At 64.9% G+C, this 20,003-nt stretch carries 20 protein-coding genes and 1 tRNA gene; 10 read left to right on the top strand and 11 right to left on the bottom strand.

Annotated features, from left to right (window positions below; all coding sequences use genetic code 11):
- Positions 1–8: 8 nt before the first annotated feature.
- Positions 9–536 carry a TIGR02281 family clan AA aspartic protease gene (locus J2Z17_RS15795; protein WP_209946586.1) on the top strand — a complete coding sequence of 176 codons (528 nt, stop codon included), beginning with the start codon at positions 9–11 and terminating at the stop codon, positions 534–536.
- A gap of 69 nt (positions 537–605) precedes the next feature.
- Entirely contained in the window at positions 606–926 is a 321-nt protein-coding gene (locus J2Z17_RS15790; protein ID WP_209946585.1) for a low molecular weight protein tyrosine phosphatase family protein, read from the top strand.
- A gap of 19 nt (positions 927–945) precedes the next feature.
- Here J2Z17_RS15790 and deoA read toward each other — a convergent pair whose 3' ends face one another.
- From deoA to J2Z17_RS15745, 9 genes are all read right to left on the bottom strand, one after another.
- Positions 946–2,256 carry a thymidine phosphorylase gene (gene deoA / locus J2Z17_RS15785; RefSeq protein WP_209946649.1) on the bottom strand — a complete coding sequence of 437 codons (1,311 nt, stop codon included), beginning with the start codon at positions 2,254–2,256 and terminating at the stop codon, positions 946–948.
- Positions 2,257–2,263: 7 nt separating this feature from the next.
- The gene (deoC, locus tag J2Z17_RS15780) at positions 2,264–3,040 is read right to left on the bottom strand and encodes a deoxyribose-phosphate aldolase (protein ID WP_209946584.1); all 777 of its coding nucleotides are present in this window, start codon (positions 3,038–3,040) and stop codon (positions 2,264–2,266) included.
- Positions 3,033–3,842 (bottom strand): purine-nucleoside phosphorylase, encoded by an 810-nt coding sequence (locus J2Z17_RS15775; protein ID WP_209946583.1) that lies wholly within the window; start codon positions 3,840–3,842, stop codon positions 3,033–3,035. Before J2Z17_RS15775 ends, deoC begins: the two co-directional genes overlap by 8 nt.
- Positions 3,839–4,231, bottom strand: a complete 393-nt coding sequence (locus J2Z17_RS15770) for a cytidine deaminase (RefSeq protein WP_209946582.1) — start codon at positions 4,229–4,231, stop codon at positions 3,839–3,841. Before J2Z17_RS15770 ends, J2Z17_RS15775 begins: the two co-directional genes overlap by 4 nt.
- 1 nt (position 4,232) lies before the next feature.
- Positions 4,233–5,204: an ABC transporter permease gene (locus tag J2Z17_RS15765; protein ID WP_209946581.1), complete on the bottom strand. Its 972-nt coding sequence runs from the start codon at positions 5,202–5,204 to the stop codon at positions 4,233–4,235.
- Positions 5,205–5,214: 10 nt separating this feature from the next.
- Complete coding sequence (locus J2Z17_RS15760; protein WP_209946580.1) at positions 5,215–6,318, bottom strand: ABC transporter permease; 1,104 nt, start codon at positions 6,316–6,318, stop codon at positions 5,215–5,217.
- A 7-nt stretch (positions 6,319–6,325) separates the two neighbouring features.
- Positions 6,326–7,837: an ABC transporter ATP-binding protein gene (locus tag J2Z17_RS15755; protein WP_342454416.1), complete on the bottom strand. Its 1,512-nt coding sequence runs from the start codon at positions 7,835–7,837 to the stop codon at positions 6,326–6,328.
- Positions 7,838–7,957: 120 nt separating this feature from the next.
- Positions 7,958–8,950: a BMP family lipoprotein gene (locus J2Z17_RS15750; RefSeq protein ID WP_209946578.1), complete on the bottom strand. Its 993-nt coding sequence runs from the start codon at positions 8,948–8,950 to the stop codon at positions 7,958–7,960.
- A gap of 277 nt (positions 8,951–9,227) precedes the next feature.
- The gene (locus J2Z17_RS15745; protein ID WP_245224141.1) at positions 9,228–9,548 is read right to left on the bottom strand and encodes a hypothetical protein; all 321 of its coding nucleotides are present in this window, start codon (positions 9,546–9,548) and stop codon (positions 9,228–9,230) included.
- A 199-nt stretch (positions 9,549–9,747) separates the two neighbouring features.
- Between J2Z17_RS15745 and J2Z17_RS15740 the strand changes: the two genes are divergently transcribed.
- Positions 9,748–9,837 (top strand) — tRNA-Ser (locus J2Z17_RS15740).
- A gap of 117 nt (positions 9,838–9,954) precedes the next feature.
- Here J2Z17_RS15740 and J2Z17_RS15735 read toward each other — a convergent pair.
- Positions 9,955–10,518 carry a TetR/AcrR family transcriptional regulator gene (locus J2Z17_RS15735; RefSeq protein ID WP_342454415.1) on the bottom strand — a complete coding sequence of 188 codons (564 nt, stop codon included), beginning with the start codon at positions 10,516–10,518 and terminating at the stop codon, positions 9,955–9,957.
- Positions 10,519–10,685: 167 nt separating this feature from the next.
- Here J2Z17_RS15735 and J2Z17_RS15730 point away from each other — a divergent pair, with 167 nt between their 5' ends.
- The 6 genes from J2Z17_RS15730 (at position 10,686) to J2Z17_RS15705 (ending at position 18,889) form a co-directional block, all read left to right on the top strand.
- Positions 10,686–11,186: a (2Fe-2S)-binding protein gene (locus J2Z17_RS15730; RefSeq protein WP_209946576.1), complete on the top strand. Its 501-nt coding sequence runs from the start codon at positions 10,686–10,688 to the stop codon at positions 11,184–11,186.
- On the top strand, positions 11,183–12,226 hold the full coding sequence (locus J2Z17_RS15725; RefSeq protein WP_209946575.1) for an FAD binding domain-containing protein: 1,044 nt from the start codon (positions 11,183–11,185) through the stop codon (positions 12,224–12,226). The genes J2Z17_RS15730 and J2Z17_RS15725 overlap by 4 nt, the downstream gene beginning before the upstream one ends.
- Positions 12,219–14,471, top strand: coding sequence for a xanthine dehydrogenase family protein molybdopterin-binding subunit (locus J2Z17_RS15720; protein ID WP_209946574.1), 2,253 nt, complete (start codon positions 12,219–12,221; stop codon positions 14,469–14,471). Before J2Z17_RS15725 ends, J2Z17_RS15720 begins: the two co-directional genes overlap by 8 nt.
- Positions 14,472–14,766: 295 nt before the next feature.
- Complete coding sequence (locus J2Z17_RS25540; protein WP_209946573.1) at positions 14,767–16,149, top strand: c-type cytochrome; 1,383 nt, start codon at positions 14,767–14,769, stop codon at positions 16,147–16,149.
- The gene (locus J2Z17_RS15710; RefSeq protein ID WP_209946572.1) at positions 16,146–16,634 is read left to right on the top strand and encodes a (2Fe-2S)-binding protein; all 489 of its coding nucleotides are present in this window, start codon (positions 16,146–16,148) and stop codon (positions 16,632–16,634) included. Before J2Z17_RS25540 ends, J2Z17_RS15710 begins: the two co-directional genes overlap by 4 nt.
- A gap of 11 nt (positions 16,635–16,645) precedes the next feature.
- The gene (locus J2Z17_RS15705; RefSeq protein ID WP_209946571.1) at positions 16,646–18,889 is read left to right on the top strand and encodes a xanthine dehydrogenase family protein molybdopterin-binding subunit; all 2,244 of its coding nucleotides are present in this window, start codon (positions 16,646–16,648) and stop codon (positions 18,887–18,889) included.
- Between the two features lie 102 nt (positions 18,890–18,991).
- On the opposite strand, the gene J2Z17_RS15700 is transcribed toward J2Z17_RS15705, so the two are convergent.
- Positions 18,992–19,153 carry a hypothetical protein gene (locus J2Z17_RS15700; RefSeq protein ID WP_209946570.1) on the bottom strand — a complete coding sequence of 54 codons (162 nt, stop codon included), beginning with the start codon at positions 19,151–19,153 and terminating at the stop codon, positions 18,992–18,994.
- 246 nt (positions 19,154–19,399) lie between these two features.
- Between J2Z17_RS15700 and J2Z17_RS15695 the strand changes: the two genes are divergently transcribed.
- The gene (locus J2Z17_RS15695) at positions 19,400–19,993 is read left to right on the top strand and encodes an IMPACT family protein (RefSeq protein WP_209946569.1); all 594 of its coding nucleotides are present in this window, start codon (positions 19,400–19,402) and stop codon (positions 19,991–19,993) included.
- The last annotated feature ends 10 nt before the right edge of the window (positions 19,994–20,003 follow it).

Below are 20,003 nucleotides of genomic sequence, written 5' to 3'. Positions count from 1 at the left end.
ACCTCATCATGCTCGCTCGTGCGTTCATCATCCTGGGCATCGCCGCGGCAGCGGCGATCGAACTGCCGCAATACCTGACGAAGGTGGCCCCTGCGCCGGTGGAGAATGCCGATGCGGCGGTGCAGGACGAGCCCTCCGTGCAGAAGGCGAATGCCAGCACCAGGCCCGGTCATGCGCGGATTGCCGCGGATGCGCAGGGACATTTCAAGGCCCGGTTCAAGCTGAACGGCAAACCCGTCGACGGCCTGATCGACACCGGCGCCACGCTGATCGCCTTCAACCAGTCCACGGCCCGCCGGCTGGGCTTCAATTCCGCAAGCCTCGATTTCAAATATCCGATCAATACGGCGAACGGCAAAACCCTGGCCGCCTATGTGAAGCTTGCGACGATCGAGATCGGCGATGTCCGGGTGCGCGACGTCGATGCCTTCGTGATGAAGGATCAGGCGCTGTCCGGGACGCTGGTCGGCATGAGCTTCCTCAAGCGGTTGTCCTCCTACACCGTCGCCGACGGGGCGCTGGAGATGAAATTCTGAGCGATGCCGGATTCCGACCATCCCGATCGACGATACGGCAAGGCCCTGCCGTCATCTGGAGGCTCGCCCGTGAAGAATGTCCTGTTCGTCCGCAGCCAGAACAGGCTGCGCAGCCCCACGGCCGAGCAGGTCTTCGCCGGCTGGCCGGGCATCGAGGTGCCATCCGCCCGGACCGACAACGATGCGGAAAATCCGCTGTCGGCCGAACGCGTCGACTGGGCGGATATCATCTTGGTGATGGCGCGGGGGCACCGTTCGAAGCTGCAGGGCAAATGCCGCCCTCGGCTGAAGGACCGGCGTATCATTTGCCTCAATATTTCCGATGATTGCGATTTCATGGATCCGGCGCTGGTCGAACGGCTGAGGGAGCGGGTGCCGCGCCATCTGTAACGCGCTCGGGCGCGCCGTCTCAGCCGAGCCGCTTGAGCACGACAGGCGCGTCCGCAAGGCTGCCCTCGCCGATCCGGTAGGCCGAGGCCACGGCCTGGGCGGCGCGGGCGCCGCTGTCTTCGTCGGCGGCATGGACCATAGCAATCAGATCGCCTCTTGCCACCTCGGTGCCCAGCGGGACAAGACCGCTGAAGCCGACGCGGTGATCGATCGTGTCGGTGGCGCGGCGACGGCCGCCGCCGAGATCGACGACCGCCATGCCGAGATCGCGGGTGGCGCAGCTTTGCAGGATGCCACCGGACTGCGCCAGCACGGGGATCTCGATCGGCGCCTTGCGCAGATAATTGGCAGAATGCTCGAGGAAATCGACCGGCCCGCCGAGCGCGTGGACCATGGCCCCGAAGATCTCAGCAGCCCTGCCCGACGACAGCGCATCGCGGCTGCGCGCTGCGGCCACAGTCACATCCGTCTCCACGCCGGCATTGACCAGCATGTCGGCGGCGAGCGCCAGCGTGACCGTCTCCAGCCGCGTGCCCGCCTTGCGGCCGGCGAGAAAATCGACGCAGTTGACGATCTCCAGCGCATTGCCGGCGGCATCGGCGAGCGGCTGGTTCATGTCGGTCAGAAGGGCTGTGGTCCTGACCCCTGCCCCGTTGGCCACGGCGACCAGGGAGGCGGCCAGCGCCTCGGCATCATCGAGGTCGGCCATGAAGGCGCCATTGCCGAACTTCACGTCGAGCACCAGCGACTGCAGGCCGGCGGCGAGCTTCTTCGACAGGATGGAGGCGGTGATCAACGGGATCGATTCGACCGTCGCCGTCACATCGCGCACGGCATAGAGACGCCGGTCGGCAGGCGCCAGGTCGCCGGTCTGGCCGATGATCGCGCAGCCGACATTGGCGACCGTGCGGCGAAAGGTCTGGGCGTCGGGCATGACCTCGTAGCCGGGGATCGCCTGCAGCTTGTCGAGCGTGCCGCCGGTGTGGCCGAGGCCGCGGCCGGAGATCATCGGCACGGCAAGCCCGCAGGCCGCCACGATCGGCGCCAGCATCAAGGAGACATTGTCGCCGATGCCGCCGGTCGAATGCTTGTCGGCGATCGGCGCCTCGATGCCGTCCCAGGAGAGCACCGTGCCGGAATCGCGCATGGCGCAGGTGAGCGCAACCGTCTCTTCCGCCGTCATGCCCTGAAAGAACACCGCCATGGCGAAGGCCGCGACCTGCCCTTCCGACAGGCTCTCGTCGCTCAACGCCTCGATGAAGGCGGTGATTTCCATCGCCCCGAGGGTCTCGCCATCCCGTTTGCGCCGGATGATCTCCTGCGGAATGATCATGGGGTCAGTATCCGGAGGCCGCCGCGGCCAGCGGCTTGCCATGCGCCATGACCGATTCGATGTCGTCCAGCAGCCCCGAGGCGCCGAAACGGAAGGTCGAGGGCATGACCCAGTCCTCGCTCATGATCGTCGAGGCGAGCCGCAGATAAAGGGCAGCATCGGCGACCGTCGAGATGCCGCCGGCCGGCTTGAAGCCCACGGGGCGCCGACTGTCACGGATGGCGAGCATCATGATGTCGGCCGCTTCCAGCGTGGCGTTGACATTGACCTTGCCGGTCGACGTCTTGATGAAGTCGGAGCCCGCGGCAATGGCGATCTCGGAGCCGCGGCGGATCAGCCCGGCCTCCTTCAGTTCGCCGGTTTCCAGAATGGTCTTCAGGGTCACCGGATGGGTGCACACGGCCTTGACCGCGCGGACCATGGTCTCGACAGCCGCCTCGTCGCCCTGCAGCAAGGCCTTGTAGGGGATCACCAGATCGATCTCGTCGGCACCGTCGGCAATCGCCTTGCGGGCCTCCTCCACCACCTCTTCCACCGGCAGGTCGCCGGAGGGGAAGTTGACCACGGTTGCGATCTTCACCTGGCTGTCGGCGCCGAGCAACGCCCGCGCCTGGGCGACAAAGCGCGGCCAGATGCAGATCGCCGCGGCGTTGCCGAACGGCCCCTGCGCACGCGCGCACAGTTTCTCGATTGCCTCAGGCGTGCAATCATCCTTGAGATTGGTCAGATCCAGAAGCGTCAGCGCAACCGCTGCGGTTGCCCGCTGTTCGTGGCTATCCAATATCTTTTCCTCCACCAGATATCATCCGGCTCAGGATGACAGCGAGACGTTTCCCGCCAATGGGTGCCATATCCTTGGTTTCGTCGTGACTGAGTTCGGCACCTGTCATTCCCGCACCGAGATTCGTAATAACCGATGCAGCCGCAACGCGCAGCCCTAAAAAGCGAGCAATTATGACTTCCGGCACCGTAGACATGCCGACGGCATCGGCGCCGAGCGTGCGCGCCATGCGGATTTCCGCCGGCGTCTCGAAGCTCGGGCCCGAAAACCACATATAGACACCGGATGACAGCGGGATGTCTTCCGCTTCGGCCGCCCGACGCATCCGGACTGCCAGGTCGCTGTCATAGGCGCCGGTCATGCCGACGAAACGCCGGTCGCTCGCCTCGCCGATCAGCGGGTTCAGGCCGGAGAAATTGATATGGTCGGTGATCTGCATCACCGAGCCCGGGGGCATGTCCTCACGCAGCGACCCGGCCGAGTTGGTCAGGATCAGCGACTGTACGCCGAGCGACTTCAGCACCTGGATCGGCAGCCGCATGGCATTGGCATCACCGTGTTCGTAGTAGTGCACCCGGCCGGACAGCATCATCACCGGCGTACCGCCGAGACGGCCGGCCACCAGTTCGCCCGCATGGCCGGACACCGCGCTCACGGGAAAGCCCGGCAGTTCGTCATAGGGAATGCGGATCGGGTCTTCCAGCGCCTCGACCAGGGTGCCGAGGCCGGAACCGAGCACGATGCCGGTACGCGGCACCAGTCCCTGAAGCCGCTCGACGAGAAGATCGATCACCGTTCTCATCCGAGCGTATCCGTCTTGAAGCTGAAGGGCAGCAGTTCGTCCATGGTCATGGTCTTCTGCACGCCGACCTCGTCGCACAGATAGATCTTCGTGCCGGCCGAGGCGAATTCGGCGATCTTCTGCCGGCAGCCGCCGCAGGGCGGGCAGAGCGCCAGCTTCTCCGCGATCACCGCCATTTCGACGATCTTTTTGCCTCCGCCCATGATCATGCAGCCGATCGCGGTCGGCTCGGCGCACCAGCCCTGGGGAAAGGAGAGGTTCTCGATATTGGCGCCGGTATAGACCTTGCCGTCATCGGCGCGGATCGCCGCACCGACCGGAAATTTCGAATAGGGCGCATGGGCGAACCGCATGGCGTCGCGGGCAGCCTCGAACAGATCATGCGACATGTCAGCGCTCCTTCACGTAAGGCACACCGCCGGCCTTGGGCGGATTGGCAACGCCGATGAAGCCGGCGAGCAGGATGCAGGTGAGGATATAGGGCAGGGCCTGGAAGATCTGCACCGGCACCTCGCCGATCCCCGGTATGGTCTTGCCCTGCATGAAATTGGCGAAGGCATCGAGGAAGCCGAACAGCAGGCAGGCCAGCAGCACCGGGAACGGCTTCCACTTGGCAAAGATCAGGGCGGCGAGCGCGATATAGCCCTTGCCGGCCGACATGTCCTTGATGAAGGCGGCGGACTGGGCGATCGCCAGATAGGTGCCGGAAAAGCCGCAGAGCAGGCCGGCGACGATGACGGCGCGGTAGCGCAGCCAGCTGACCGAAATGCCGGCCGTGTCGACGGCGCCCGGATTTTCACCGACCGCGCGCAGGCGCAGACCGAAACGTGTGCGGTACAGCACCCACCACGACAGCGGCACGGCGACGAAGGCAAGATAGGTGAGAATATTGTTGCCGGAGAGCACATTGGCATAGAGCGGGCCGATGACCGGCACGTCGCGCACCGCATCGGCGAACGGCAGGGTGATCGGCGTGAAGCGGGCGCCCTGCCCCAGATTGGCCGTGCGGCCGCCCTGGTGGAACCAGGCCTGGCCGAGCACCGCCGTCAGGCCCGCCGCGACGAAGTTGAGCGCCACGCCCGAGACGATCTGGTTGCCGCGATTGGTGATCGAGGCAAAGCCGTGCAGCAGGGAAAACAGGATCGACACGCCGATCCCGAAAGCCAGGCCTATCCAGGGGGAGCCGCTGATATAGGCACCGCAGGCGGCGGCGAAGGCAGCGGCCAGCATCTTGCCTTCCAGGCCGATGTCGAAAATACCGGCCCGTTCGGAAAACAATCCGGCAAGCGCGGTGAAGATCAGCGGCACCGACAGGCGGATGGTCGACCCGAGAATGCTGACGAAAACGTCGAAATATTCCATCGATCTCTCCTCAGCTCCTGGCCAATTGTTGGTACATGCGCACCATTGCCGGGCGGAACATGTATTCAAGCGCGCCGGTGAACAGGATGACAAGCCCCTGGATGACGACGATCATGTCGCGGGTGATCGCGGGCATGTCGAAGGAAAGCTCCGCCCCGCCCTGGTAGAGGATGCCGAACAGGATGGCGGCGAGCACGATGCCGACCGGATGGTTGCGGCCCATCAGCGACACCGCGATGCCGACGAAGCCCGCACCGCCGACGAATTCCACCTGCAGGCGGGCCGAGGCCCCGAGCACCGGATTGAGCGACATCATGCCGGCCAGCGCACCCGAGATCAGCATGGCGATCACCACCGTGCGGACATAGGGAATGCCGGCATAGGCAGCCGCCGAGCGCGACATGCCGAGCGTGCGCATCTCGTAGCCGAACTTGGTGCGCCAGATCAGCAGCCAGACCAGGTAGCACATGACGAGCGCGATCAGGAACGAGACGTTGAACGGCGCGGCACCGAGCTTCATGCCGAGCAGCTCCATCAGGCCCTTCAGCTTGGGCAATTGCCCGCCTTCGAGAAAGGTGCGGGTCTCCGGTGCCATCTTGCCCACCGGGCGCAGCACGTTGACCAGCAGATAGACCATCAGCGAGGCGCCGATGAAATTGAACATGATGGTGGTGATGACGATATGGCTGCCGCGCTTTGCCTGCAGCCAGGCCGGGATCAGTGCCCAGAGCGCGCCGAAGACGGCGGCACCGATGACGGCAAAGGGCATGGTGACGTACCACGGCACCCAGCGATCGAGCAGCAGGGCGGCAAAGGCCGCGCCCAGGCCGCCGACATAGGCCTGGCCTTCCGAGCCGATATTGAACAGGCCGGCATGATAGGCGACGGCCACCGACAGTCCGGTGAAGATGAAATTCGTCGCATAGTAAAGCGTGAAGCCGACGCCTTCGCCGCGACCGAGCGCGCCCTGCAGCAGCAGGCTCAGCGCTTCCAGCGGGCTTTCACCGATGATCCAGACGACGACGCCCGACACCAGGAAGGCCAGCACCAGATTGATCACCGGCAGGACGGCGTAGTTGATCCAGTTGGGCAGGGTTACAGATGCAGTGCTCATGACGTCCTCATGCCGCGATGCCCGCCATCATCAGGCCAAGGGTCTGCTCGCCGGTATCGGGGCTGGTCTCGCCGACGACACGGCCGGCAAACATGACCAGCACCCTGTCGGAGAGCGAACGGATCTCGTCGAGTTCGACCGACACGAGCAGGATCGCCTTGGCGGCGTCGCGCGTCTCGATGATCCGGCGATGGATGAATTCGATGGCGCCGATATCGACGCCGCGGGTCGGCTGACCGACGATCAGGAGGCTCGGATCGCGCTCGATTTCACGGGCGACGACGATCTTCTGCTGGTTGCCGCCGGAGAAATTCGCCGACTTCAACCGCGCGTTCGGCGGGCGGATGTCGTATTTCTCGATCTCGGCCTCGGCCGCCTTGCGCACCGCGTCCGGATCGAGCATCGGGCCACGCCCGTAGCGGTTGTCCCGATGATAGCCGAGAATGGCGTTTTCGGCCTCCTCGAAGGGCAGCACCAGGCCCATGTGGTGGCGGTCCTCCGGGATATGGGCTAGGCCCAGCTGGCGAAGCCTCGCCGGATCGTAGCCGGTGACCGGCTTGCCGCCGATATAGATCTCGCCGGACACGGGCTTGCGGATGCCGGTGATCGCCTGCAGCAGTTCGCTCTGGCCGTTGCCGGCAACGCCCGCAATGCCGACGATCTCGCCGCAGCGGACATCGAAGGAGACATTGTTGACCATGGTGACGCCGCGGCCATCCTTGACCGTCAGGTTGCGCACCGACAGCATGATGTCGCCCGGATTGGCGGCACCCTTTTCCACCTGCAGGAGCACGCGGCGGCCGACCATCAGCTCGGCCAGTTCCTCGACGGTGGTCTCGGCGGTCCTGCGCGTGGCCACCATCTCGCCGCGGCGCATGACCGACACCGTGTCGGTGATCGCCATGATCTCGCGCAGCTTGTGGGTGATCAGGATGATCGTCTTGCCCTCGTTGCGCAGCACTTCGAGGATGCGGAACAGGTGATCGGCTTCCGCCGGCGTCAGCACGCCGGTCGGTTCGTCGAGGATCAGGATGTCGGCGCCGCGGTAGAGGGCCTTCAATATCTCGACCCGCTGCTGCAGGCCAACCGGCAGTTCCTCGATGACGGCGTCGGGATCGACCTCGAGCTCGTATTCCTGCTCCAGCCGCTTCAGCTCGGCACGCGCCTTGTCGACGCCCTGGCGCAACAGCGCGCCGCCTTCGGCGCCGAGCATCAGGTTTTCCAGCACGGTGAAATTCTCGACCAGCATGAAATGCTGGTGGACCATGCCGATGCCGGCATCGATCGCCGACTGGCTGTCCTTGATCGCAACGGGCTTGCCATCGATGTGGATCGATCCGGAATCGGCATGGTAAAAACCGTAGATGATCGACATCAGCGTCGATTTTCCGGCACCGTTTTCGCCGATGATCCCGTGAATGGAGCCCTTGGCGACGGTCAGGTTGATATTCTTGTTGGCGTGAACGGCACCGAACTTCTTGTCGATGCCGATGAGTTCGATCGCTGGCGCCTGATCCACGGCTTCACTCCAGATTGCAGACATGGCCCGATGACAGGCATGACCGGGTAGCGGATACGGCCCGATAGCGGACATGGAAAGGGCGCAAACCGGTCTGCACCGATTTGCGCCCCTGTCAGATCACTTCGGGCAGGCGTTGTCCGTCATGTAGTCATGCACGGTCACGGCGCCGGAGATGATGTCGGCCTTGGCCTTTTCGACGGCGGCCTTCATTTCGGGCGTGATCAGCGCCGCATTGTGCTCGTCCATGGCAAAATCGACGCCGCCTTCCTTGACACCGAGGCTGGTGACGCCGGCCTCGAGCTTGTCGTCCTTGGCAGCGGTGAAGCTGTCATAGATCGCCAGATCGACGCGCTTGACCATCGAGGTCAGAACCGAACCCGGCTGCACGTAGTTCTGGTTGGAGTCGACGCCGATCGAGAACTTCTTGTTGTCGGCGGCCGTCTGCAGCACGCCGAGGCCCGAAGCGCCGGCGGCCGCGTAGATCACGTCGGCGCCCTGGTCGAGCTGGTTCTTGGCAAGCTCGCCGGCGCGAACCGGGTCGTTCCAGGCAGCGCCTGTGGTGCCGACCATGTTCTGGAACACTTCCATGCCGGGCTTGGCGGCGCGCGCGCCTTCCTCGTAGCCGCATTCGAACTTGCGGATCAGCGGGATGTCCATGCCGCCGACGAAGCCGACCTTGCCGGTTTCGGACTTCAGGCCGGCCAGCAGGCCGACGAGGTAGGACCCCTCGTTTTCCTTGTAGACGATCGACTTGACGTTCGGCAGATCGACGACGTCGTCGACGATGACGAATTTGGTGTCGGGAAAGTCGGGCGCGACCTTCTGCAGGGCGGATGCCCAGGCAAACGAGATGGCGATCACCGGATTGTAGCCGCGCGAGGCGAAGTTGCGGATCGCCTGCTCCCCTTGCGTGTCGTCGGTCGGCTCGAAGTCGCGATAGTCGATGCCGGTTTCGGACTTGAACTTCTCAGCGCCGTTATAGGCTGCCTCGTTGAACGACTTGTCGAACTTGCCACCGGTGCCATAGACGAGTGCAGGCTTGATGTCGGCCGCAAGCGCGGTGGACGACATGGCAGCCAAGGCGATGAGACTGAGGAGAGTTTTCTTCATTTTGCAGCCCTGTTTGTTTTAAAAAAATCTTTGTGGGTCCTCCCGCACACCCTTCTTCTATCGGAAGCGTATGTCTGCGGTGTCCCGGTCAGCCGGACAGCGACCGGGATTTGAGTATCCTTGCATGGCTGCCGGAAAAATTCACCCGATTTTTTCAACTGGTAAAACTATGCCCACAACCCTTGGCAGCCGCGGAAAAACCGGCGGCGCATGTCGGTTTTTCCGCAGCGTTGCGGCGAGCAGGCCGGCGGCACGGCGGGGGCTTGGCATATATCGCTCAGGCGGCGAAGCGTCCGGCGGGATTGGGCTTCCTGTAGCCGATCATCCAGAACAGCAGGGCCAGGATCAGGAAGACGCCGAAGGCCGGCTGCGGCAGAAGCCATTCGCGAAAAGGCACCGACAGGAAGGGCGGCAGCTTGTCGCGCAGCAGTTCCTCTGCGGCAAACAGGCTGGAGGGACTGATTTCGGCCCAGGCGGACCCGAGCGAGGTCATCACCAAACCGGACGCGGCGACGGTCTCGATGGAATCCATCACGGCGGCGGCGACTGCGACGACAAGAGACCAGAGGCTCAGGAGGCGAAAGACGAAACGGATCATAGGCGTAGTGGCTCCAAATGCTCTCATGGCACCCTTGGTCATTAGAATAAACTGATGTTGCAGGAAGCCGCAATGGCCAAGACCGCGTCAAAGTCCGGCATTAGTTCAAAAATCTCACGAATGGCAGTTGATCCCGAACCAATCATCGGTATATATCGCGCCCGGTCGACCCCACCGCATTTACGGTGTTGCGTCGCGAGGACAGGTGGCCGAGTGGTTTAAGGCGCACGCTTGGAAAGCGTGTGTGCGTGAAAGCGTACCGAGGGTTCGAATCCCTCCCTGTCCGCCATATCTTTTCCCATACAGCACACTTCTTCCATGCATGAGACTGCTCGCGTCGAGCGCGGAGTCGGGCCTGCGTCTGCCGACGGGCTCGCATCCGCTTCGACGCAACACCGCGATGGCGTCAGCGTGTCGTCATGCCGTCCAGGAATATGTCGAGGAGCCGTATGACCTGCGGTTTCCAGCCGGGACCGGGCTGGCGCGTGTAGCAGACGGCATAGAGCGTGGTGAGAAGATCGTCGGCGGTGACGTCGGGGCGAAGGGCATGCTCTTCGATGCCCCGGTCCAGCAGCTTGCCGACGGCGTCCGTCAGGCGGCCAGACATTTCGACAAAGGTTGCCTTGGAATCATCCGTCGTCGTCACCGCAAGCGTGCCCAGCAGGCCGCGCTTGGTTTCCACCAATCCGACAAGGGCATGGAGCCAGGAGCGCAGCGCGGCCGGGACATCGCGCTCCGTTTCCAGCGCCGCCATCATCTCGATCAGCTGCTCGACCTCATGACGATAGACCGCGATGAACAGCGCCTCACGTGTCGGAAAATGACGATAGAGCGTGCCGATGCCGACGCCGGCGTCGCGTGCGACGGCTTCCAGGCTTGCCTCCGGGCCGCCCTGCCCTAGTATCTTTCTGGCAGCCTCGATCAGCCGATCGCGGTTGCGCAGGGCATCGGATCTCGGTTTGCGCCGCACGGACTCCAAGTTGTCGTCATCTCCCCTTGATAAACGGAGGGTGCCTCCGTATATTTGATGGCATGGTCACACGGCCAGGGCCTGTTGTCGTCTATTGTCCCAATGCCCCGACCATCTCGCAAGGCCTTTTCTGCCCACCAAGAGAAAACCAAGCCATTGGAGACTTCATGCCTCACTCCATCAGCCTGACAATCAACGGCGTGCCGCGCAGCGTCCAGCTGGACGATCCGCGTGTCACCCTGCTCGATCTTCTCCGCGAAAGGCTGGAGTTGACCGGCACCAAGAAAGGCTGCGACCGCGGCCAGTGCGGCGCCTGCACGGTGCTGATCGATGGTCGCCGGATCAATTCCTGCCTGACCCTCGCCATCTCGCTCGACGGCGCGGCGGTCACGACCATCGAAGGCCTTGGCGCAAGCGACGACCTGCATCCGGTGCAGGCAGCCTTTATCGAGCATGACGGCTTCCAGTGCGGGTTCTGCACCCCCGGCCAGATCATGAGCGCGGTCGGCCTGATTTCCGAGGGACAGGCCGGTGACGACGCCGAGCGCGTCCGCGAGGGGATGAGCGGCAATCTCTGTCGATGCGCCGCCTATCACGGCATCACCGAAGCCGTGCTCGATGCAACGCGCCGCGTGTCGGCCTCAAAGGACGAAAGGCAATCGGCATGAACCGCTTCGACTATATCTGTCCCACCTCCGTGGCCGAGGCCGTCTCCGCCTGGGCCCCGGGCTCTGCCTATCTCGGCGGCGGCACCAACCTGCTCGACCTGATGAAGATCGGCGCGATGCAGCCGCAAAAGCTGATCGACGTGAAGAAGCTCGCAGGTCTCGATACAATCGAGATGCTGGCCGATGGCGGCGCCCGGATCGGGGCGCAGGTGCGCAATTCCGATCTTGCGCATGACAGCGCCTTCGCGGCGGCCTTCCCGATGGTCGCCGAAGCGATCCTTTCCGGGGCTTCCGGGCAGCTGCGCAATGCCGCCACCATCGGCGGCAATCTGATGCAGCGTACCCGTTGCGCCTATTTCCAGGATGCCGCCGCCGCCTGCAATCGTCGCAATTCCGGCAGCGGATGCGATGCCCGGGACGGTGACAACGAAAACCTGGCCGTTCTCGGCTGGAGCGATGCCTGCATCGCCACCAATCCTTCGGATTTCTGCGTGCCCCTGGCCGCGCTCGATGCGATCGTCGAAGTGGCGGGACCGAACGGCACGCGCGAGATCCCGTTCGCCGATTTCCACCTGCTGCCCGGCGACACGCCCGAGACAGAAACGGCGCTGGAGCCCGGCGAACTGGTCACCGCCGTGCGGCTGCCCGCAGGCGCTGCCGATTTCCGCCGCAACGCCCGGTATCTGAAAGTTCGCGAGCGCACATCCTTCGCCTTCGCGCTGGTTTCGGCCGCCGCCGCCTTCCGGTTCGCCGATGGCAAGATCGCCGCGGCGCGCCTCGCCCTCGGCGCGGTTGCCGCCAAGCCCTGGCGTATCGCCGAGGCCGAGGCGCTGATGGTCGGCCAGGCGCCGGGTTCGGAGCTTTTCGCCCGCGCGGCTTCCGTTGCGCTGGAGGGCGCCAGGCCCTCGGGCGACAATGCCTACAAGATCGAGCTTGCCCGCCGCACCGCGGCCCGGGCGCTCACAATGGCCGCGAACGGCACGCCGACGCGCATGCCCGCCCTTCCCGCTTCGCCCTTCGGAGATCACGCTCATGTCTGATACGATTTCCCTGCCCATGCGCTTCGGCTCCAATTCCGGCCAGTCGGTCACCCGCCGCGACGGCATTGCCAAGGTGACCGGCGCCGCCACCTATGCCGCCGACAATCATCCCGACGGCATGCTCTATGCCGTCTTCGTGCCGGCGGCGATCGCCCGCGGCCGGGTCACCCATTTCGATACGGGAGCCGCCCTTGCCCATCCCGGCGTCGTGGAAGTGTTCACGCCGCAAAACCCGCCGCCGGTCGCCGGCAATCCGGATGAAAAGCCCTTCATGTTCGCAGTCCCGGTCGAGGTGCTGCAGAGCGACCGGATCCGCTACGCCCGGCAGCCGATCGCCCTCGTGCTCGGCGAGACGATCGAGGCGGCAACCGAAGGTGCGCGATTGCTCAATCCGCGATACGAAGCCGAGACTCCGCGCATCGGCATGGACGCGGAACCGGCCACGAAGGCGCCGAGCGGTCCCTTCGGCCAGCCGGCCGAAGTGATCTACGGCGATGTCGATGCCGGCATGGCCGCATCGCAGCAATCGGTCGACCTGACCTATGAGACGCCGCAGCAGTATCATAACGCGATGGAGCCGCACGCCATCGTCGCGAAATGGGACGGCGACCGGCTGGAGATCGACACGCCCAACCAGGCGATCGTGCTGTCGCGCGGCTTCTACGCCTATTATTTCGACATCCCGCCGGAGAATATCACGATCCGCAGCCCCTATCTGGGCGGTGGCTTCGGCTCGAAGGCGGTGCCCTACAGCCCGCTGGTGCTGGCGATCGCGGCCGCCCGCAAGGTGGGCAGACCGGTGAAGCTGGCGCTGCGGCGTGACCAGATGTTCGGGCCCGTCGCCCATCGCGGCGCCACCCGCCAGCAGCTGAGGATCGGCATCGATGCGCAGGCGAAGATGACGGCACTCGACCACATTTCGACGGCGACGGTCGATACCTTCGACAGCAGCTTTCCCGAGCCCGCCTGCAATGCCTCGCACGGTCTCTATGCCGCCGCGGCGCTGCGCTCCACGATGATGACGGTGCGCAACGATATCGGCGTGCCCGGCGCGATGCGGGCACCCGGCGAAGCCTCCGGTTCGGCGGCACTCGAATGCGCCATGGACGAAATGGCCGAGAAGGCAGGGCTCGATCCGCTCGAATTCCGCCTGAGGAACTATGCCGAGCGGGAGCCCGGCACCGACAAGCCCTATTCGTCCAAGGCCCTGCGGGAATGCTATGCGGAGGGTGCCAAGCGCTTCGGCTGGGCCGGCCGGCCGATGCGGCCCGGCCAGATGACCGACGAGAACGGCATGCTGGTCGGCTGGGGCATGGGAACCGCGCTGTTCGGCGCTCCGATGTTCGCGGCCGAGGCGCGCGCCACCCTGCGCCCAGACGGCACGGGTCTAGTGGAAACCGCCGCCTCCGACATGGGCCAGGGCGCCTGGACGGCGCTGGCCCAGATCGCCGCCGACAGTCTCGGCCTGCCGCTCGACAAGGTCGAGTTTCGCTCCGGCACTTCGGACCTGCCGGACGCCGGCATTGCCGGCGGCTCGGGTCACACGGCAACCGCCGGTGGCGCGCTGCATGCAGCCGGCAAGGACGCGATCGCCCGCCTGGCAGAACTGGCCGCCGCCGATCCGGACTCGCCGCTCTACGGCACCGGCAATTCCGGCGTGACCGCGCGCGACGGACGGCTTTTCGCCACCGGCGACGAAAGCCGCAGCGAGGCTTACGAGGACATCATCGCCCGCGCCGGCGGCAGCGCCGTCGAAGGCAAGGGCAATGCCTCCCGCCCGCCCGAGGATGCCGAGCGCCATGCCATGTATGCCCATGGCGCCGTGTTCGCCGAGGTCAAGATCGACCCCGATCTTTTCCAGATGCGTGTGACGCGCATGGTCGGCGCCTTCGCCGCCGGCCGGATCATCAATCCGAAGCTTGCCGAAAGCCAGCTGATGGGCGGGATGATCTGGGGCACATCCTTTGCTCTGCACGAAGAGGCGCGGTTCGACAAGCGGTCGGGCCGGATCATGAATGCCGACTTCGCCGGCTATCACATTCCGGTCAATGCCGACGTAAAGGGACTTGAGGTCATCACCGTCCACGAGGACGACCCCTATGTGAACCCGCTCGGCATCAAGGGCGTCGGCGAGATCGGTGTGACCGGCAGTGTCGGCGCCATCGGGAACGCGATCTGGCACGCCACCGGCAAGCGCATCCGCCGCTTCCCGATCCGCATCCAGGATCTGCTACGCGCTTCGTGAGGCCTCTCCCGCTGCGACCGCAGCGGGACCCCTTCACGTCCCCCCGGGAGGCTGCAAGCCGGCGGCCTCCCGGCACCCCATAAACCTGAAGGCCGGCCGCGGCATGGCGGCCGGTGGTGGCGCTGGCTGCAGCGCCTCTCGTCACAGCCGATCGCGCGCATGGAGAATTCGCCGGCTGAAAAAAACGGGAGGGCCGGAACCGGAACGGCGGCACGATCGTTTGGGCCAGTGCATCCCGCACTGAGGCGGCCGATGCGGGGATCTTCGCCTCCCGGCGGGGGTCGAGGAGCGAGACGTGAAATTCAAGTCTATTCTAGCAGGCTTTGCGGGCGTCGTTATCGTCGCCGGCGCAGCAGCCTTCGCCTATGCATGGCACGGGTCGATCGACCCGATCAATCCCCCGGACCCGGCATCCTTCGACCCCGGTCTCGTCGCCAAGGGCGCGGAACTGGCCGCGGTCGGCAATTGCACGGCCTGTCACACCAAGCCCGGCAACCCATCCTTTTCAGGCGGGCTTGCGCTTCCCACGCCGTTCGGCACGATCTATTCCACCAATATCACGCCCGACCCCGAGACCGGTATCGGCAGGTGGTCGCAGGCAGCCTTCCAGCGCGCCATGCGCGAGGGCGTGCGCCGCGATGGCGCGCATCTCTATCCGGCCTTTCCCTTCGATCACTTCACCCTGGTGTCCGACGCGGATGACAAGGCGCTCTATGCCTATCTGATGACGCGCCGTCCGGTGAAACAGGTAGCGCCGGACAACACGCTGCCTTTCCCGCTCGACATCCGCATGGCGGTCGCGGGCTGGAAACTGCTGTTCTTCGACCAGGGCGCCTATCAGAACAAGGACAGCGAGACGGTCGCGTGGAATCGCGGCGCCTATCTCGCCAACGGTCTTGGCCATTGCGGCGCCTGTCACACGCCGCGCAATGGGCTGGGGGCGGAGAAATCCGACAAGCATTTCGCCGGCGGCGAGCAGGAAGGCTGGACGGCCTTTGCGCTCGACGGTTCATCGCCCGCCCCGGTCGCCTGGAATGCCGACAGCCTCTATGCCTATCTGCGGCAGGGCTGGCATGAGGACCACGGCCTCGCAAACGGCCCGATGGCGGAAGTGACCGGCAATCTCGGCCGGCTGCCCGACCAGGACGTGCATGCGATCGCCACCTATATCAGCTCGCTGATGCCGCAGGCGGCCTCCGGGACTTTGGCCTCCGGCGACGATATCCGCAAGCGTTCCCAGACCGCGGGGCTGGCGCTTGCAAGTGCCTCGGCGGCCGACACCTCGACCCCGCGGGGTCGCGGCGAGACGATCTACCGCGCCGCCTGTTCCGTCTGTCACGACAGCGGGCGGCCGCTGCCCTTCGGCGGGGTCGACCTGCATCTGAGCTCGACGATCCATGCGCCGGATGCGCAAAACGCGATCAACACAGTGCTGTTCGGCCTGCCGGCGACAAGCGGCCGGCAAAGCGCCATCATGCCGAATTTCGCGCCCACGATGACGGATGCCCAGCTGAGCGACCTGCTGGCCTATCTGCGCCAGGACGTCGCACAGAAACCCGCCTGGGACGATGTCGCCTCCAGGGCGGCCGATACCCGCAGCGGCAAGATCAAGGTGAGCGTGCGTCCGTCCGACGGCATCGAACGCGGCCCCGACAACATAGGAGCACAGGACAAATGATGAAGCTCAATGTGAACGGGGAAACCCGTGACGTGGACGCCGATCCGTCCACCCCCCTGCTCTACGTTTTGCGCAATGACCTCGCGATGAACGGCGCGAAATTCGGTTGCGGGCTCGGCCAGTGCGGTGCCTGCACCGTGATGGTCGACGGAAAGGCGGTGTTTTCCTGCCTGACGCCGCTGACGCTGCTGGAGGGCCGCAAGATCAAGACTGTCGAGGGGCTCGGCACGATCGACAATCCGGGGCCGATGCAGGAAGCCTTCATCCACGAGCAGGCCGCCCAGTGCGGCTACTGCATTTCCGGCATGATGATGCGGGCGCAGGCGCTGCTGGAAGCCAACCCCGATGCGACCGACGGAGAGATCCGCGCCGGGCTGGAGCCCAATCTCTGTCGATGCGGAACCCATATGCGCATCCTGGCGGCGGTCAAACGCGCCCAGACCCATATGAAATCGGCATCCGCCAAGCCCGTTGCCGCAGGCTGAGGAGAAGACCCATGAACGCGCCCACATTCGATATCAACCGCCGCGGCTTTCTGGGCAGCGCCGGTGCGCTTGTCCTCAGCTTCACCATACCGCAGGAAGGCTTTGCCCAGTCTGCGGAAGGCTCGGACGGGTCGCCCGAAAAGGCGCCCGAACTGCAGGGCGACCTTTCAAGCACGCCCTCGCTGGATGCCTGGATCCGCATCGATGCGGACGGCTCGATCACCGTCTTTACCGGCAAGGCCGAACTCGGCCAGGGAACCAAGACTTCGCTGCGGCAGGTGGCAGCCGAGGAACTCGAAGTCGAACCCGGCACGATCAACCTGATCACCGCCGACACCGGACGCACGCCCGATGAGGGCTATACCGCCGGCAGCATGACGATGCCGAACAGCGGAACCGCCATTCGCTATGCCGCAGCCCAGGTCCGGCAGATCCTGATCCAGCAGGCTTCCGCCAAGCTCGGCGTACCGGTCGAGCAGCTGAAGGCCGATGGCGGCAAGGTGCTCGGGCCGAACGGTGCAACGCTGAGCTATGGCGAGATCGTCTCGAACGACCTGCTGCACGTCGATGCCGATCCGATGACGAAGATCAAGCCGCCCGGCAATTACCGCGCGATCGGCAAGCCGTTCGCCCGCGTCGACATACCGGCCAAGGTGACGGGCGGCGAAGCCTATGTGCAGGACATGCGGCCGGAAGGCATGGTGCATGCGCGGGTCGTGCGCCCGCCAAGCTACAGCGCCCGGCTGACAGATCTCGACGAGACCACGGCCAAGGGCATGCCCGGCGTGATCTCCATCATCCGCGACGGGGATTTTCTGGCCGTCGTCGCCGAACAGGAATTCCAGGCAATCCAGGCGATGCGCGTGCTCGAACGCGCGGCCCGCTGGCAGGAGCAGCAGGGCCTGCCCGACCAGACGGATCTGCCGACCTTCCTGCAATCGGCGGTGACCGAAGTCGGCGTGGTCAATTCCGCCGGAGCGGAAACGGTGAAGGGGGCAAAGACGCTGAAGGCGCAGTTTACCCGCCCCTACCAGATGCACGGTTCCATCGGCCCCTCCGCCGCCATGGCCAAGATGGAGGGCGACCAGCTGACCGTCTGGACCCATACCCAGGGCGTCTATCCCGATCGCGGCGCCATTGCCGAAATGCTCGGCATGGAGGAAGACAAGGTCCGCTGCATCCACACCGAAGGGTCCGGCTGCTACGGCCATAACGGCGCCGACGATGCGGCGGGCGACGCGGCGCTGATCGCCACCAAGCTTCCCGGTCGCGCCATCCGGGTCCAGTGGATGCGCGAACAGGAGCATCTGTGGGAACCCTATGGGCCGGGCATGCTGACCCGCGTCGAGGCGGTGCTCGACGACGAGGGCAAGATCGTCAACTGGCACTACGACCTCTGGAGCAACAATCACAGTTCCCGGCCGGGATCAGCCGGCGCCCTGCTCGCCGGGCGCCTGATGCAGAAGCATTTCCAGCCGGATGCGCAGAAACTGAAGATCTCGCCGTCCGGCAATGGCGACCGCAATGCCATTCCGCTCTACGACATCCCGAACCAGCGCGTGAACTGGCATTTCATTCCGGACATGCCGGTGCGGGCCTCGGCGATGCGGGCGCTCGGTGCCTATTGCAACGTGTTTTCGCTCGAGAGCTTCATGGACGAGCTTGCCGATGCGGCGGGCGCCGACCCGGTCGAGTTTCGCCTGCGCCATTTGAGCGACAAGCGGGCGATCAAGGTGATCGAGACGGTGGCCGACAAGTTCGGCTGGAACAGCGATCCGATGCCGGAAGGCCGCGGACGGGGCTTTGCCTTTGCCAAATACAAGAACCACGCGTCCTATCTGGCGATCGCGCTGGAGGCCGAGGTCGACAGGGTCAGCGGCGAAATCCGGATCTCCAACGTCGTGGCCGCCGTCGATTGCGGCGAGGCCGTCGCCCCCGACAACATCGTCAACCAGACCCAGGGCGGCATCCTGCAATCGCTGAGCTGGACGCTCTACGAAGAGGTGCATTTCAACCGGACCCGAATCACCAGCGCCGACTGGTCGGCCTATCCGATCCTGCGCTTCAGCGCCGTGCCGGACAGGATCGATGTGCATGTGGTCGACAATCCCGGCCTGCCCTATCTCGGCGTCGCCGAGGCGGCGCAGGGGCCGACATCGGGCGCAATCGGCAATGCCGTGCGCCGCGCCGCCGGAAAACGGATCTACGACCTGCCGTTCTCGCGCGAGCGCATGCGCGACGCGCTCAAGGCCTGACGGGATAACAATGCATGGAGGGTCCGACAGCGTGATGTCGGGCTCTTTTCCCGGCTTGCCGCTGTCCGACGATGGGTCTTCGCGATGGCGGCAGGTGGGATATCAGTGCCAGGTGTCGGCGGTAATCTCGCCTTCGAGAATGCGCAGGGCCTCGTAAAGGCCTTCGACCAGCATGTCCGTCAACTCGTCAGCCCGGTCCTCGGCCAGCATATGGGCAATGGCGGCGGTTTCGGCATCGGGGAAAAGTTCGGAATCAGTCGGCATGTCTGGCATCTCCTAACGCAGATCGTCATGATCTTAAAGAGGCGTCATACGTCTCCCGCCTTGCGCCGGGCTTGAAGCCTGCGCTATTGCGACGCAGACATTTGGGGACTTCCAGTCGAGGCAAGAACCGGCTTCGCGTCCGCAACTGCATGGAAACAACAGCTTAGCGTGCTGCAGGCGAATGTTGCTGCCGCCTGAAACGCCCTATACCAGACGATCTCCACAGCGAGCCTTGACCCTTTCCCCATGAGCGAAACGCTGAAAGCCCCGGCCGGTTTCGAACAGACGGTCAAAAAAAGCCGATTTCTGGCAAGCGCAGCCCCGATCGTCTCTGAGGACGAGGCCAGGGCCTTTCTCGAAAGCCACTGCGAAAACGGCGCAAACCACAACTGCTGGGCCTATCGGATCGGCCAGACCTACAGGTTCAACGACGACGGGGAGCCGAGCGGGACGGCCGGCAAACCGATCCTGCAGGCAATCGACGGACAGGACCTGGACGGGGTGGTCGTGGTGGTGACGCGCTGGTTCGGCGGCATCCTGCTCGGCAGCGGCGGATTGATGCGGGCCTATGGCGGAACGGCGGCGAGCTGCCTGCGCGCAGCGCCCCGCCGCCAGATCATCCTGACCACGAGACGATGGGTGTCGGTCGCGTTCAGCGATCTGGCGCTGGTGAAGGCGCGCCTCGGCGCCGTGGAACATGCCGTGATAGCCGGGGAAGCCTATGACGGCGACGGCTGCATGCTCACTGTCGATCTGCCCACCGCAGGCCTGGACGAGATCTGCCGGATGCTCACCGACATCACGGCCGGGCGAGCCGAGATCAGCGGCGAAGACGGATAGCCTTATCGAC

Source organism: Heterorhizobium halophytocola (assembly GCF_017873095.1).
GTDB lineage: Bacteria > Pseudomonadota > Alphaproteobacteria > Rhizobiales > Rhizobiaceae > Allorhizobium > Allorhizobium halophytocola.
The sequence above is the reverse complement of the archived record's forward strand: the minus strand, read 5'-3'. Positions and strand labels throughout refer to the sequence as shown.

Bases quoted from the DNA above. Each gene is read 5' to 3' on its own strand.
- J2Z17_RS15795 (WP_209946586.1), top strand. From the start codon at position 9: ATGCTCGCTCGTGCGTTCATCATCCTGGGCATCGCCGCGGCAGCGGCG.
- J2Z17_RS15775 (WP_209946583.1), bottom strand. From the start codon at position 3,842: ATGAGAACGGTGATCGATCTTCTCGTCGAGCGGCTTCAGGGACTGGTG.
- J2Z17_RS15770 (WP_209946582.1), bottom strand. From the start codon at position 4,231: ATGTCGCATGATCTGTTCGAGGCTGCCCGCGACGCCATGCGGTTCGCC.
- J2Z17_RS15765 (WP_209946581.1), bottom strand. From the start codon at position 5,204: ATGGAATATTTCGACGTTTTCGTCAGCATTCTCGGGTCGACCATCCGC.
- J2Z17_RS15760 (WP_209946580.1), bottom strand. From the start codon at position 6,318: ATGAGCACTGCATCTGTAACCCTGCCCAACTGGATCAACTACGCCGTC.
- J2Z17_RS15750 (WP_209946578.1), bottom strand. From the start codon at position 8,950: ATGAAGAAAACTCTCCTCAGTCTCATCGCCTTGGCTGCCATGTCGTCC.
- J2Z17_RS15745 (WP_245224141.1), bottom strand. From the start codon at position 9,548: ATGATCCGTTTCGTCTTTCGCCTCCTGAGCCTCTGGTCTCTTGTCGTC.
- J2Z17_RS15730 (WP_209946576.1), top strand. From the start codon at position 10,686: ATGCCTCACTCCATCAGCCTGACAATCAACGGCGTGCCGCGCAGCGTC.
- J2Z17_RS15725 (WP_209946575.1), top strand. From the start codon at position 11,183: ATGAACCGCTTCGACTATATCTGTCCCACCTCCGTGGCCGAGGCCGTC.
- J2Z17_RS15720 (WP_209946574.1), top strand. From the start codon at position 12,219: ATGTCTGATACGATTTCCCTGCCCATGCGCTTCGGCTCCAATTCCGGC.
- J2Z17_RS15710 (WP_209946572.1), top strand. From the start codon at position 16,146: ATGATGAAGCTCAATGTGAACGGGGAAACCCGTGACGTGGACGCCGAT.
- J2Z17_RS15705 (WP_209946571.1), top strand. From the start codon at position 16,646: ATGAACGCGCCCACATTCGATATCAACCGCCGCGGCTTTCTGGGCAGC.
- J2Z17_RS15700 (WP_209946570.1), bottom strand. From the start codon at position 19,153: ATGCCGACTGATTCCGAACTTTTCCCCGATGCCGAAACCGCCGCCATT.
- J2Z17_RS15695 (WP_209946569.1), top strand. From the start codon at position 19,400: ATGAGCGAAACGCTGAAAGCCCCGGCCGGTTTCGAACAGACGGTCAAA.